Source organism: Cupriavidus oxalaticus, assembly GCF_016894385.1.
Classification (GTDB): domain Bacteria; phylum Pseudomonadota; class Gammaproteobacteria; order Burkholderiales; family Burkholderiaceae; genus Cupriavidus; species Cupriavidus oxalaticus.
The window spans coordinates 3,050,807-3,063,667 of sequence record NZ_CP069812.1; the positions used below are offsets into that span (position 1 = coordinate 3,050,807).

Below are 12,861 nucleotides of genomic sequence, written 5' to 3' on the forward strand. Positions count from 1 at the left end.
GATGGCTGACTGCTGCCGTCAGGCCGCGCGGTCCATCAGGAACTGCGTCAGCAGCGGCACCGGGCGGCCGGTGGCGCCCTTGGCCGCGCCGCTCTTCCAGGCCGTGCCGGCGATGTCCAGGTGGGCCCAGTCGTACTTCTCGGTAAAGCGCGACAGGAAGCAGGCCGCGGTCACGCTGCCCGCCGGGCGCCCGCCGATATTGGCCATGTCGGCGAAGTTGGACTTGAGCTGGTCCTGGTACTCGTCATCGAGCGGCATGCGCCAGGCGGTATCCATGGCATGGCGGCCGGCCTGCAGCAGCTGGTCGGCCAGCATGTCGGAGCGCGAGTACAGGCCGCTGTTCTGGTGGCCCAGCGCGATGATGCAGGCGCCGGTCAGCGTGGCCACGTCGATCACCGCGGCCGGCTTGAAGCGCTCGACGTAGGTCAGCGCGTCGCAGAGGATCAGGCGGCCCTCGGCGTCGGTGTTCAGGATCTCGATGGTCTGGCCCGACATGCTGGTGACGACATCGCCCGGCTTGGTGGCGACGCCGCTGGGCATGTTCTCGCAGGTCGGCACCACGGCCACGACGTTGAGCTTCAGGCCCATCTCGGCCACGGCCTGGATGGTGCCCAGCACCGAGGCGGCGCCGCACATGTCGTACTTCATCTCGTCCATGCCCTCGCCCGGCTTGAGCGAGATGCCGCCGGTGTCGAAGGTGATGCCCTTGCCCACCAGCACCACCGGCGCCTGCTTGGCACCGGCGCCGTCATAGCGAAGCACGATGAACTGCGGCGGCTCCTCGCTGCCCTTGGTCACGGCCAGGAAGGCGCCCATGTTGAGCGCCTCGATCTGCTTGCGGCCCAGCACTTCGGCCTTGAGCTTGTGGCGCTTGGCGATGCTGCGCGCGGCATTGGCCAGGTAGGTCGGGGTGCAGATATTGGACGGCAGGTTGCCCAGGTCACGCGTCACTTCCATGCCGTTGGCGATGGCGGTGCCGCGCACAGCGGCCTGGGTGGCGGCGCGGGCGTCACTGCTGTCGACCGCGATCACGACCTTGCGCAGCGACGACTTGTCGGCGCCGTTGGGCTTGCCGTTGGCATTGGCGCGCTTCAGGCCGGGGTGGCGCTCGAGCAACCGGTAGCCGGCGTCGCGCACCAGCGTGATGGTGCTGATGATGGCCCACGAAACGTCGCGCTGCTGCGGCGCCTGCTGCGCCAGGCACCACAGCGCGGTGGTGGCGCGCGTGGACGACAAGGCACGCACCGCGGTGCGCACGGCGTCGGCAAAGGCCTTGTCCGAGAACTCGGCTTCCTTGCCCAGGCCCACCAGCAGCACGCGCGCGGCGCCGACGCCGGCCACTTCGTGCAGCATCAGGTGGGTGCCGCGCTTGCCTTCGAAATCGCCCTGCTTGACCAGCCGCGCCACCAAGCCCTTGGTGGCCGTGTCCAGCGCCTTGGCCACGCCGGCAAGGTTCTGGCCCTCGAACAGGCCGACCACGAGGCAGTCGGTCTTGGTCGCCAGGAAACCATTTTGGCCGGCTTTGCTCCAATCCAGGGCTTTTGTGCTAAATTCCATCGCGCTTCCTTCCAGGGTCTCGTTAGACACGAAAGCCTCCATTATCCGCGATTTTTACCCCGCGACCTGCCGCCGCTGATACGCCCCGGTCACGCTGACAGCCAATTGTGCTGCCGGCCCACTGTTCTGCCAGGCACCTCGCACGGCACATCGCCCGCTCCGGCCGGCAGCCCGGAACCGAACCCGCATGATCCTTCAACAAGCCCTGCGACGCGAGCTCGCCTACACCGCCGGGGCGGTGTTCCTGGTGATGCTGACCTTCATGCTCACGTCGCTCGTGATCCGCATCCTGGGGATGGCCGCCAGCGGCAAGGCCAGCCCCAACGACGTGCTGATGCTGATCGGCCTGGCCACCATCGGCTACCTGTCCATCCTGCTGTCGGCCACGCTGTTTATCTCGACCCTGATCGTGCTCACGCGCTGGTACAAGGATTCCGAGATGGTGGTGTGGTTCTCGGCCGGCATCTCGCTGCGCGACCTGGTCAAGCCGGTGCTGCAGTTCGCCGCGCCGTTCATCCTGCTGGCGCTGCTGCTGGGCATGTTCGCCTGGCCTTGGGCCAACCAGCAGAGCGCGCTGTTCCGCGACCGCTTCGAGCAGCGCGGGGTGATGTCGATGATCGCCGCCGGCCGCTTCATCGAGCCCGCCAAGGCCAACTACGTTCTGTTCATCGAGGGCATGGACCCCGACATGAAGCATGCGCGCAATGTCTTCGTCGCCAATTCCGAAGCCGACAAGATCGGCGTGGCGCTGGCGCACCAGGGCAAGTTCGAGACCATGCCCAATGGCGACCGCATGGTGGTGATGGAGAACGGCCGCCGCTATTCCGGCACGCCCGGCCAGATCGACTACCGCATCGTCGAGTTCGAACGCTACGCGGTCAAGGTGGACAGCAAGCCGCCCGAGTCCGAAGCCAAGCTGCCGCCCAAGAGCCGCGACACCATCGAACTGATCCGCAACCCCACGCGCGAGAACCTGGGCGAGCTGATCTGGCGCATCTCGCTGCCGATCCTGGCCTTTAACTTCGTGATGATCGCGATCCCGCTGGCCTACGTGAACCCGCGCCTGGGCCGCTATACCCCGCTGGTGTTCGCGGTGCTGATCTACCTGACGTACAGCAACCTGATCAACCTGACGCAGTCCTGGGTGCGCAACGGCTCGGTGCCGTTCTGGCTGGCCTGGTGGCCGATCCACCTGACGGTGTTCCTGGCGGCGCTGGTGCTGTTCCGCTACCGGCAGAACCGCAGCCTGGGCGGCTGGCGCGCCGTGTTCGGCCTGAAACGGCGCAATGCCGCCACCAGCGGGAGCCAGGCATGAGGATCCTGCGCGTCTATGAACGCTACTTCGGGCGGCTGGTCTATGGCGTGTTCGCCTTCATCCTGTTTGCGGTGCTGTCGCTGTTCGTGTTCTTCGACATGCTCAACGAGCTGGAGAACGTCAACGCCCAGTACACCTCGCTGGTGGCGCTGCTCCACGTGCTGCTGCAGGCCCCTACCCGCGTCTACGAGGTGCTGCCGATCGCAGTGCTGATCAGTGCGATCTACGTGTTTTCGCAGCTGGCCAGCCAGTCCGAGTTCACCATCTTCCGCGTCGCCGGCCTGAATACCCGGCAGGCGCTGTTCTCACTGTTCAAGCTGGCGGTGCCGCTGGCGATCGTGACCTTTCTCTTCGGCGAGTTCATCGGCCCGCGCGCGGAGCAGTACGCGCAGAAGATCAAGCTCGAGGCGATCGGCGCGACGGTGTCGGCGGGCTTCCGTTCCGGCGTCTGGGTCAAGGACCGCGACCAGGATCCGGCCGTCGGCGGCGAGATCACCCGCTTCGTCAATGTGGCCGGGCTGCGGCCGGACCAGACCATCACCGGCATCACCATCTACGAGTTCGACCCGCAATACCGGCTGCGCGTGATCCGCGTGGCCCAGGAAGGCCGCTACCAGGGCGGCCAGTCATGGGAGTTGCAGGGGGTCAGCGAGACGCGCTTCAGCGAACTGGCGCCGCAGGCCGATCCGGCACAGCCCGCGCCGCCGCGTGATGCACTGGCGCCGGATTTCCGCGCCGAGCAGCTGAAATTCCCGCGCGTGGCGATGCACTCGGAGCTCACGCCGCAGATCCTGTCCGTGCTGCTGGTGACGCCGGAGCGGATGTCGACGCTGGACCTGTTCCGCTATATCCGCCACCTGCGCGACAACAAGCAGGACACGCAGCGCTACGAGATCGCGTTCTGGAAAAAGGTGATCTACCCGTTGACGCTGTTCGTGATGGTGGCGCTGGCGCTGCCCTTCGCCTACCTGCACGCGCGTGCCGGGGCGGTGGGCGTGAAGGTGTTCGGCGGCATCATGCTGGGGCTGTCGTTCCACCTGTCGAATACGCTGTTCTCGCACGTCGGCCTGCTGCACACGTGGCCGCCCATCATCTCCGCGCTGGTGCCAGGCACGCTCTACCTGATGGTGGCGCTGCTCGCGCTGCGCTGGGTCGACCGGCACTGAGGACGGCCATGGCAGCGTGCCACCGCGCCTTGGTCCTGTTCGCGCACGGCGCGCGCGATGCGCGCTGGCGCGAGCCGTTCGAGCGGCTGCGGCAGAAGCTGGCTGCCGCCCTGCCCGGCTGCGCGGTGCGGCTGGCATTCCTGGAACTGATGTCGCCGCTGCTGCCGGATACGCTGGCGGAACTCGCCGCGGACGGCGTGGCGGAAGTCACCGTGGTGCCGGTGTTCTTTGGTCAGGGCGGCCATATCCGGCGCGACCTGCCTGCCCTGCTCGACCAGTGCCGGCAGGCCCATCCCGGCCTGAAGATCCATTGCGCGGCCGCGGTCGGCGAGTCCGATGCGGTGCTGGATGCGATCGCGGCCTACTGCATGGCGTCGCTGCCTGGCGCGCCTTCCGTGCAGTCCTGAAGCGAAATGAAAAACCCCGTGCCGGCATCCCGGGACGGGGTCAGTAACACCGTTGGTTTGCTCCCCTCTCCCGCCTGCGGGAGAGGGGCCGGGGGTGAGGGCAGGCGCCTGGCAAGCACCATGAGGCCTCGCTTCGTGGAGGCTCCCGCCCTCACCCCCGCCCCTCTCCCATAAATGGGAGAGGGGAGAAAACGCTCGCTGTGCCAGCGCGAAGCCCGGAAATCAGGCAGCGCGCTGCGCACGCACTTCAGTCACGCCCGCATCCTCCCGCGGCGACTCTGTCGCGCGCGCGGCCAGCGCCGCGCCGATCATCAGCAAACTGGGCTGCACCGGGTCGATCCACGCCGCGGCCTCACCCGCCGCCATCCGGCCCAGCGTGAATTCACGGCTGCGCTGGCGCGGCGTGCTGACGGCTTCCACCACCCACGCCGGTGTCGACGCGGGCTTGCCGTGCGCGATCAGCTGCGCGGCGATCGAGGCGGCCTGGTCGCGGCCCATGTAGTAGACCAAGGTGTCGGCCTTGACCGCGGCTTCGATATCGGGCGAGCCCTCGCCGTCCGCCGCCTTGGCCTGCGTGGCAAACGCCACGCTGCGCGACACGCCGCGCCTGGTCAGCGGCTTGCCGATGGCGGAAGCGGCAGCCAGCGCCGCGGTGATGCCGGGCACCACCTCATACTCGATGCCGGCCGCTTCCAGCGCCTGCAGTTCCTCGTCGGCGCGGCCGAACAGCATCGGGTCGCCGCCCTTCAGGCGCACCACGCGTTCGTACTTGCTGGCGAGGTCCACGATCTGGCGGTTGATGAACAGCTGCGCGGTGGAGCGCTGGCCGCAGCGCTTGCCGACTTCGACCAGCTCCGCCTGCGGACACCAGGCCAGCATCTCCGGCGACACCAGTGCATCGTGCAGCACCACCTGGGCTTCGCCCAAAAGCCGTGCACCACGCACCGTAATGAGGTCTGCCGCACCGGGGCCTGCCCCGATGAGGAACACCTTGCCGTAAGTCTTCTGTGCCTGCTTGCCCATCTCCAGCCCCTCGTCCGCGTGTTCCTGTTGATTACCGATCAGGAGAACGCACGGATCATGCCTGCGGCCACCGTGTGGTTAGTCGCCTCGTCGATCAGCACGAAGGCGCCCGTCGCCGGGTTGTCGCCATAGGCATCGCACACGATCGGCTTCTGCAACGAGATCTGCACCGAACCGATATCGTTCAGGCGGATGTCATGGCGGCCGGTCTCGTGCGACAGCGTGTGCACGTCCAGCACGCGATCCACCGACGACACGCGCGCGAACACGCTGGCCGTGGTGTGCTTGAGCACGTACTTGCGCGACGGGTTCAGCGACTCGTCGTCGAACCAGCACAGGTCGGCCTGCAGCTTCTTCGCGGATGACGTGGTGGCATCGGCGGCAACAAACATATCACCGCGTGATACATCGACGTCCTCGGCCAGGCGCACGGTGACCGTGTCGCCGACGTTGGCCGATTCCGCGGCGCCGTTGGGAGTCAGCACTTCGGCCACCACGGCTTCGCGGTTGGCGGGCAGCACGCGCAGCTTCTGGCCGACGCGCACGGTGCCGGCTTCGACGCGGCCGGCATAACCGCGGAAGTCGTCCGACTGCGAACCGTCCTGGCGGATCACCAGCTGCACCGGGAAGCGCAGCGCGGCGTCGTCCTCGGGCGCGGCTTCTTCCACCGGCAGCTCTTCCAGCAGCGGCAGCAGCGGCTCGCCCTGGTACCACGGCATGGCGTCGCTCTCGTGCACGATGTTGTCGCCGCGCAGCGCGGACACCGGCACGTAGCGCACGTCCTTCAGGCCCAGCTGCCCGGCCAGTTCGGCGTAGGCGGTGCGGATCTCGTTGAAGGTCTGCTCGCTGTAGTCGACCAGGTCCATCTTGTTGACGGCGACGATCACGTGCTGGATTTCCAGCAGCTTCAGGATCGCCGAGTGGCGCTTGGTCTGCGCCAGCAGTTCGGCGCGGCCGTCGGTGACGGTCACGCGGGTGGCATCGACCAGCACGATGGCCGCATGCGCGGTCGAGGCGCCGGTGACCATGTTGCGGGTGTACTGCTCGTGGCCCGGCGTGTCCGCGATGATGAACTTGCGGCGCGCGGTCGAGAAGTAGCGGTAGGCCACGTCGATGGTGATGCCCTGCTCGCGCTCGGCTTCGAGGCCGTCGGTCAGCAGCGAGAAGTCGATCTGCTCGCCGGCGGTGCGCTTGTTCTTGGCGTTGGCCAGCGCGGTCAGCTGGTCGGACAGCACGGCCTTGCTGTCGTACAGCAGGCGGCCGATCAGGGTGCTCTTGCCGTCGTCGACGGAGCCGGCGGTGATGAAGCGCAGCAGGCCTTGATGAGTTGCTTGGTGAGTCATGTCTGAATCCTTTGCTGCGTGCGGCTTAGAAGTAGCCTTCCTTCTTGCGGCGCTCCATCGAAGCTTCGCTGGTCTGGTCGTCCATGCGGGTGGCGCCGCGCTCGGTGATTTCGGTCACCGCGGTCTCGGCGATGATCGCTTCCGGCGAATCGGCAACGCTGGCCACCGGGCAGGTGCAGCTGATGTCGCCCACGGTGCGGAAGCGGACCGACAGCACTTCGCTGACGTCGCCGTCCTGCTTCGGGGTGATCGGCGTGACCGGCACCAGCAGGCCGTTCTTGCGCACCACTTCGCGCTGGTGCGAATAGTAGATCGGCGGCAGCGCCAGCTTTTCGCGGGCGATGTACTGCCACACGTCCAGCTCGGTCCAGTTCGAGATCGGGAACACGCGCATCTGCTCGCCCTGCGCCATGCGGGCGTTGTACAGGCTCCACAGCTCGGGGCGCTGGGCCTTCGGGTCCCACTGGCCGAACTCGTCGCGGAACGAGAAGATGCGTTCCTTGGCGCGGGCCTTCTCTTCGTCGCGGCGGGCGCCGCCCATCAGCGCGTCGAACTGGTGCGCCTCGATGGTTTCCAGCAGCGTCACGGCCTGCGCGGCGTTGCGCGAATCGGTGTCCTTGCGCAGGCGCACGGTGCCGCGCTTGATCGAATCCTCGACGTGGCCCACCACCAGGCGCGCGCCCAGTTCGGCCACGCGCTGGTCGCGGAACGCGATCACTTCCGGGTAGTTGTGGCCGGTGTCGATATGCACCAGCGGGAACGGCAGCTCGATCTTGCGCTCGCCCAGGCGGAAGGCCTTCAGCGCCAGGTGCAGCATCACGATCGAGTCCTTGCCGCCGGAGAACAGCAGCGCCGGGTTGCGGCACTCGGCCACCACCTCGCGGATGATGTAGATCGATTCCGCTTCGAGGCGGTCGAGATGGTCGTTCTGTACCTGCAACAGGTGGGCCACACTGGAGGTGGCTTCTGCGATGTCGTTCATGATGCCCATTTTTTTACCGGCCTCAATGCTTGATGTTCTGTTCGTGGAGCCCGCACTCCTTCGAGTCCTTGCTCTCCCACCACCACCGTCCCGCGCGCACGTCCTCGCCCGCGCGCACCGCGCGCGTACAGGGCTCGCAGCCGATGCTGGGATAACCCTTGGCGTGCAGGTCGTTGACCGGCACGTTGTGGCGCTTCAGGTAGGCCCACACCTCCGGCTCGGTCCAGTCCGCCAGCGGATTGAACTTGGGGATGCCGCGGGCTTCGTCCTGTTCCTCGAACGGCAGCTCGGCGCGCGTCACGGCCTGCTCGCGGCGCTGGCCGGTCAGCCAGGCGTCCGCGTGCGACAGCGCGCGATTGAGCGGCTCGACCTTGCGGATGCCGCAGCATTCCTTGCGCAGGTCGATGCTGTCGTAGAAGCCGTTCAGGCCGTGCTTCTTCAGGTAGTTCTCGACCGCCTCGGCGTCCGGCGTGTACTGCTCGATGCTGTAGCCGTAGTGCGACTGCACCTTGTCGAGCACCGCCACCGTCTCGGCGTGCAGGCGTCCGGTCTGCAGCGTGAAGACACGGATGCCAGCGCGCACGGCGGGGGACCCGCGCAGGATGGCATCGGTCAGCACCATGTCTTCGGCCGCCAGGCTGGAGGCAAAGCGCGCGCGGAAGAAACGCGCGGCGATGCCGGCCAGGCGCTCGCCCAGTTCGCGCTCCTTCTGCTCCAGCGCCTCGAGGCTGCCGGTGTACTCGGGCGCGACCCACAGCGCGGGCGGGCGCAGCGCGGATACCGCGCCGGCATCCACCACCGGGATATCGCTCAGCACCGTGCTCATGCCGTGGCCTTCGGTTGCACGGCGCCGCCTTCGGTGCGGGCGCGGCGGAACAGCGGCAGCGGCTCGTCGACCGACGCCTGGTAGGTCACGGTGAACTCGGTGAAGCCCTTGATGGCGTCCTCGATGTTCTTGTCGGCACGAACCGCGAAGGCATCGAAGCCGCAGCGCTTCATGAAATTGAGCTGGTCGCGCAGCACGTCGCCGACGGCGCGCAGCTGGCCTTCCCACTTGTAGCGGGTGCGCAGCAGGTAGGCCGTGGAGAAACCGCGGCCATCGCGGAACACCGGGAAGTCCACCGCCACCAGCGACACGCGGTCGAAGTATGCGGCGGCATCGCCCGGCTCGTCTTCCGGCGCCAGCCACACGCCCGTGCGGGCGGCGTCGCGGCCGGCCAGCAGCGCTTCATTGGCCTTCCACACCGACAGCGGAAACAGCACCGCGTCCTGGCCTTGCACCGCGGCGGCGATGCGCTCTTCGGTCAGCGGTTGCTCTTCAGTGGCGCGCAGCACGGTCCAGTTGTCTTCCACGATCACCGGGGTGACGTTCGCACTGCCCGTTGCATCCTGGCGTTGCAGTTGAATGATCTTTGCCATGTTCAGTCTCTCCGGTCCTCAGGCTTCGGCGCGCTCGCGCGGCTGCTTGTCGGCATAGACGCGCTCCTTGAACGGGGCGATGCCGATGCGGGACAGGGTTTCGATAAAGCGTTCGTCTTCGATGCGGTTGGCCACGAAGGTGTCGATGATGCGGGTCACCACTTCGGGCATTTCCTCGGCGCTGAACGACGGGCCGATCACCTTGCCCAGCGCGGTCTGGTTGCCCTGGGCGCCGCCCAGCGTGACCTGGTACCACTCCGAACCATCCTTGTCGACGCCCAGCACGCCGATGTTGCCGACGTGGTGGTGGCCGCAGGCGTTGATGCAGCCCGAGATGTTCAGCGAGATCTCGCCCAGGTCATAGACATAGTCCAGGTCGTCGAAACGATCCTGGATCGCCTGCGCGATGGGGATCGACTTGGCGTTGGCCAGCGAGCAGAAGTCGCCACCCGGGCAGGCGATGATGTCGGTCAGCAGGCCGATGTTGGGCGTGGCCAGGCCGGCCTTCTTCGCCAGTTGCCACAGCGCGTACAGGTCCTGCTTCTTTACGTCCGGCAACACCAGGTTCTGCTCGTGCGCGACGCGCAGTTCGCCAAAGCCAAACTGGTCGGCGAAGTCGGCCACGGCCTCCATCTGCGCATCGGTGGCATCGCCCGGGGGCGAGGCCAGGCCCGGCTTGGTCGACAGCGTCACCGCGGCGTAGCCCGGCACCTTGTGGCCGTGCACGCTGCGGCTGACCCAGCGCGCGAACGCCTTGTCTTCCAGCAGGTGGTTTTCGTACGAGGCGTCGGTATCGGCCAGCTTTTCATACGCGGGCGGCGTGAAGTACTGCGCCACGCGGTCGAACTCGACCTGCGTCAGCGTGGCCGGGCCGTCCTTGCTGTGCTGCCACTCTTCCTCGACTTCCTGCGCGAACTTCTCCACGCCGATGGCCTTCACCAGGATCTTGATGCGGGCCTTGTACTTGTTGTCGCGGCGGCCGTAGCGGTTATACACGCGGATGGCCGACTCGACGTAGGTCAGCATGTGCTGCCACGGCAGGTCTTCCTTGATCACCGAGCCCAGGATCGGGGTGCGGCCCAGGCCGCCGCCGGCCAGGATGCGCAGGCGCGTTTCGCCGTCGGCATTCTTGTAGGCATAGATGCCGATATCGTGCATCTGCACCACGGCGCGGTCGTCCTTCGAGGCCGAGATCGCGATCTTGAACTTGCGCGGCAGGAAGGCGAATTCCGGCTGGAACGTGCTCCACTGGCGCAGCAGCTCGGCCAGCACGCGCGGGTCCACCGACTCGTCCGGCGTCACGCCGGCGAAGTGGTCGGTGGTGATGTTGCGCACGCAGTTGCCCGAGGTCTGGATCGCGTGCATCTCGACGCTGGCCAGCTCGGCCAGCACGTCGGGCACGCGCTCCAGTTCCATCCAGTTGTACTGGATGTTCTGGCGGGTGGAGAAGTGGCCATAGCCGCGGTCGTATTCGCGGGCGATATGGGCCAGCTTGCGCAGCTGCGTCGACGACAGCAGGCCGTACGGGATCGCCACGCGCAGCATGTAGGCATGGCGCTGCATGTACAGGCCGTTCTGCAGGCGCAGCGGCAGGAATTCTTCCTCGGTCAGCTCGTCCGACAGGCGGCGGCGCACCTGGTCACGGAACTGGGCGACGCGCTCGTTGACGATGCGCTGGTCATATTGGTCGTACTGATACATGGCGGGGTCCGTTCAGTATTCGTTGAATTCAGGAAACGAGCTTGATGGCTACCAGCGTCAGCGTGGTAGCCAGGGCGGCGCGCACCAGCCGCTCGGGCAGCGCCCGCGACAGTTGCGCGCCCAGCCAGATGCCGGGGATCGAACCCACCAGCAGCGCCAGCAGCAAAGTCCAGTTGACGGTGCCGAGCCACACGTGGCCCAGCCCGGCCAGCGCCGTCAGCGGGACGGCGTAGGCGATATCGGTGCCGGCGACTTCGGCCGGCTTCATATGGGGATACAGCAGCAGGATCAGCGTGGCGCCAACCGCGCCGGCACCGATCGACGACACCGTCACCAGCACGCCGATCACCGCACCGACCACGATGGTGGCAATGACCTGGGCGCGGCCATGCAGCTGGAAGCGCGGGTTGCGTTCAAGCCAGGCCAGCATCTGCTTGCGGCACAGCAGCGACAATACGGTCAGCAGCACTGACACGCCGATGGTCACGCGGATCGCGTGCAGCCACTGGGCGTTGAGTTCACCGGCGCTCTTGAGCACCAGGATCGCCACCACCGCCGCCGGCAGGCTGCCGATGCACAGGCGCCGCACCACCTGCCACTGCACATGGCCGTGGGCGCGGTGCGCGATGGTGCCGAAACCCTTGGTGATGGCCGCAAAGGCCAGGTCGGTGCCAACCGCGGTCGCCGGCGAAAAGCCGAACAGCAGCGTCAGCAAAGGCGTCATCAACGAGCCCCCACCCACGCCGGTCAGACCGACGAGGACGCCTACAAACAGACCGGAAACGGTATAGGCCAGCGACATGGAGGACTCGGTGGGCCCTGGCCCGTGAGGCTCGCATCACAATCCGGGGGCTGCGAGCGGACGCACTGCGGGCAGGACGTTCATTAACAAAGTTCGAGAATCGTAATAAACTGGCCTCATACCTCAAACTAATAAGAAGTTGTTTGTTTATACGACCCGAGTTATATGAACCTGCACCAGTTTCGCTTCGTGCGCGAGGCCGTCCGGCAGAACTACAACCTGACCGAAGCCGCCAAAGCGCTCTACACATCACAACCCGGCGTGTCCAAGGCCATCATCGAGCTGGAGGAAGAGCTGGGTGTCGATATCTTCACGCGCCACGGCAAGCGCATCCGCAGCCTGACCGAGCCGGGGCGGCGCATTCTCACCTCTGTTGAGAAGATCCTGCAGGAAGTCGAGAGCCTGAAGCGGGTCGGCATGGACTACGCCGCACAGGACCAGGGCAACTTCACCATCGCCACCACCCATACCCAGGCGCGCTACGCGCTGCCGCGCGTGATCGGCGAGTTCACCAAGCGCTACCCCAAGGTCCGCCTGTCGATCCAGCAAGGCAACCCGACCCAGATCGCCGACATGCTGCTGCATGACCAGGCCGATATCGGGATCGCCACGGAAGGCATCACCGACGACAAGAACCTGGTGTCGCTGCCGGGTTACCAGTGGACACATATGGTGATTACGCCACCCGATCATCCGCTGCTGGACAAGAAGCACCTGGCGCTGGAAGACCTGATGGGCTACCCGCTGATCACCTACGACCCCAACTTTGCCGGCCGGCCCAAGATCGACAAGGCCTTCGAGCTGCGCCACCTGAAGCCGGACATCGTGCTCGAGGCGATCGACGCCGATGTGATCAAGACCTACGTGGAGATCGGCCTGGGCGTGGGCATCGTCGCCGGCGTGGCCTATGATGCCGAGCGCGACCGCAACCTGCGCGGGATTTCGGCCGGCCACCTGTTCGGCAGCAATGTGACGCACCTGGCGGTCAAGCAGGGGGCCTACCTGCGCAGCTTTGTCTACACCTTTATCGAGCTGTTCTCGCCGACGCTGAACCGCAAGCTGGTCGAACAGGCCATGTCGGGCGAGCACGAAGCCTACGAACTCTGAGCGCGGCAGCCCGCCGCCTCTCTATATAAGAAGCACAAC

The 12,861-nt window shown here is 66.5% G+C and carries 12 protein-coding genes; 4 read left to right on the top strand and 8 right to left on the bottom strand.

Going from position 1 to position 12,861, the window contains the following annotated elements; genetic code table 11:
• Positions 1-18: 18 nt before the first annotated feature.
• Positions 19-1,557, bottom strand: a complete 1,539-nt coding sequence (locus tag JTE92_RS26485) for a leucyl aminopeptidase (RefSeq protein ID WP_063240147.1) — start codon at positions 1,555-1,557, stop codon at positions 19-21.
• A gap of 187 nt (positions 1,558-1,744) precedes the next feature.
• Here JTE92_RS26485 and lptF point away from each other — a divergent pair, with 187 nt between their 5' ends.
• Genes lptF through JTE92_RS26500 form a run of 3 tightly spaced genes read left to right on the top strand, consistent with a single transcriptional unit; the run spans position 1,745 to position 4,445 of the window.
• Positions 1,745-2,872 carry an LPS export ABC transporter permease LptF gene (lptF, locus tag JTE92_RS26490; RefSeq protein ID WP_063240148.1) on the top strand — a complete coding sequence of 376 codons (1,128 nt, stop codon included), beginning with the start codon at positions 1,745-1,747 and terminating at the stop codon, positions 2,870-2,872.
• Complete coding sequence (lptG, locus tag JTE92_RS26495) at positions 2,869-4,038, top strand: LPS export ABC transporter permease LptG (protein ID WP_063240149.1); 1,170 nt, start codon at positions 2,869-2,871, stop codon at positions 4,036-4,038. The genes lptF and lptG overlap by 4 nt, the downstream gene beginning before the upstream one ends.
• Positions 4,039-4,046: 8 nt before the next feature.
• The gene (locus tag JTE92_RS26500) at positions 4,047-4,445 is read left to right on the top strand and encodes a sirohydrochlorin chelatase (RefSeq protein ID WP_063240150.1); all 399 of its coding nucleotides are present in this window, start codon (positions 4,047-4,049) and stop codon (positions 4,443-4,445) included.
• A gap of 222 nt (positions 4,446-4,667) precedes the next feature.
• On the opposite strand, the gene cobA is transcribed toward JTE92_RS26500, so the two are convergent.
• From cobA to JTE92_RS26535, 7 genes are read right to left on the bottom strand one after another with little or no spacing between them, the layout of a single operon-like run.
• The gene (gene cobA / locus JTE92_RS26505) at positions 4,668-5,468 is read right to left on the bottom strand and encodes a uroporphyrinogen-III C-methyltransferase (protein ID WP_063240151.1); all 801 of its coding nucleotides are present in this window, start codon (positions 5,466-5,468) and stop codon (positions 4,668-4,670) included.
• A gap of 38 nt (positions 5,469-5,506) precedes the next feature.
• Entirely contained in the window at positions 5,507-6,811 is a 1,305-nt protein-coding gene (locus JTE92_RS26510) for a sulfate adenylyltransferase subunit 1 (RefSeq protein ID WP_063240152.1), read from the bottom strand.
• Between the two features lie 25 nt (positions 6,812-6,836).
• Positions 6,837-7,802 (bottom strand): sulfate adenylyltransferase subunit CysD, encoded by a 966-nt coding sequence (gene cysD / locus JTE92_RS26515; RefSeq protein ID WP_063240153.1) that lies wholly within the window; start codon positions 7,800-7,802, stop codon positions 6,837-6,839.
• Between the two features lie 13 nt (positions 7,803-7,815).
• Positions 7,816-8,619, bottom strand: coding sequence for a phosphoadenylyl-sulfate reductase (locus tag JTE92_RS26520; protein WP_063240154.1), 804 nt, complete (start codon positions 8,617-8,619; stop codon positions 7,816-7,818).
• Positions 8,616-9,212 carry a DUF934 domain-containing protein gene (locus JTE92_RS26525; protein ID WP_063240155.1) on the bottom strand — a complete coding sequence of 199 codons (597 nt, stop codon included), beginning with the start codon at positions 9,210-9,212 and terminating at the stop codon, positions 8,616-8,618. Before JTE92_RS26525 ends, JTE92_RS26520 begins: the two co-directional genes overlap by 4 nt.
• 18 nt (positions 9,213-9,230) lie before the next feature.
• A complete protein-coding gene (gene nirA, locus JTE92_RS26530; RefSeq protein ID WP_063240156.1) occupies positions 9,231-10,913 on the bottom strand; it encodes a nitrite reductase NirA in 1,683 nt (560 codons plus the stop codon).
• Between the two features lie 28 nt (positions 10,914-10,941).
• Positions 10,942-11,715, bottom strand: coding sequence for a sulfite exporter TauE/SafE family protein (locus JTE92_RS26535; protein ID WP_063240157.1), 774 nt, complete (start codon positions 11,713-11,715; stop codon positions 10,942-10,944).
• 165 nt (positions 11,716-11,880) lie between these two features.
• Here JTE92_RS26535 and JTE92_RS26540 point away from each other — a divergent pair, with 165 nt between their 5' ends.
• Positions 11,881-12,822 (top strand): CysB family HTH-type transcriptional regulator, encoded by a 942-nt coding sequence (locus tag JTE92_RS26540; protein ID WP_063240158.1) that lies wholly within the window; start codon positions 11,881-11,883, stop codon positions 12,820-12,822.
• Positions 12,823-12,861 lie beyond the last annotated feature (39 nt).

What these genes read in the sequence shown, in the direction of transcription:
- JTE92_RS26485 (WP_063240147.1), bottom strand. Translation starts at nt 1,557, where the DNA reads ATGGAATTTAGCACAAAAGCCCTGGATTGGAGCAAAGCCGGCCAAAAT.
- lptF (WP_063240148.1), top strand. Translation starts at nt 1,745, where the DNA reads ATGATCCTTCAACAAGCCCTGCGACGCGAGCTCGCCTACACCGCCGGG.
- lptG (WP_063240149.1), top strand. Translation starts at nt 2,869, where the DNA reads ATGAGGATCCTGCGCGTCTATGAACGCTACTTCGGGCGGCTGGTCTAT.
- JTE92_RS26500 (WP_063240150.1), top strand. Translation starts at nt 4,047, where the DNA reads ATGGCAGCGTGCCACCGCGCCTTGGTCCTGTTCGCGCACGGCGCGCGC.
- cobA (WP_063240151.1), bottom strand. Translation starts at nt 5,468, where the DNA reads ATGGGCAAGCAGGCACAGAAGACTTACGGCAAGGTGTTCCTCATCGGG.
- JTE92_RS26510 (WP_063240152.1), bottom strand. Translation starts at nt 6,811, where the DNA reads ATGACTCACCAAGCAACTCATCAAGGCCTGCTGCGCTTCATCACCGCC.
- cysD (WP_063240153.1), bottom strand. Translation starts at nt 7,802, where the DNA reads ATGGGCATCATGAACGACATCGCAGAAGCCACCTCCAGTGTGGCCCAC.
- JTE92_RS26520 (WP_063240154.1), bottom strand. Translation starts at nt 8,619, where the DNA reads ATGAGCACGGTGCTGAGCGATATCCCGGTGGTGGATGCCGGCGCGGTA.
- JTE92_RS26525 (WP_063240155.1), bottom strand. Translation starts at nt 9,212, where the DNA reads ATGGCAAAGATCATTCAACTGCAACGCCAGGATGCAACGGGCAGTGCG.
- nirA (WP_063240156.1), bottom strand. Translation starts at nt 10,913, where the DNA reads ATGTATCAGTACGACCAATATGACCAGCGCATCGTCAACGAGCGCGTC.
- JTE92_RS26535 (WP_063240157.1), bottom strand. Translation starts at nt 11,715, where the DNA reads ATGTCGCTGGCCTATACCGTTTCCGGTCTGTTTGTAGGCGTCCTCGTC.
- JTE92_RS26540 (WP_063240158.1), top strand. Translation starts at nt 11,881, where the DNA reads ATGAACCTGCACCAGTTTCGCTTCGTGCGCGAGGCCGTCCGGCAGAAC.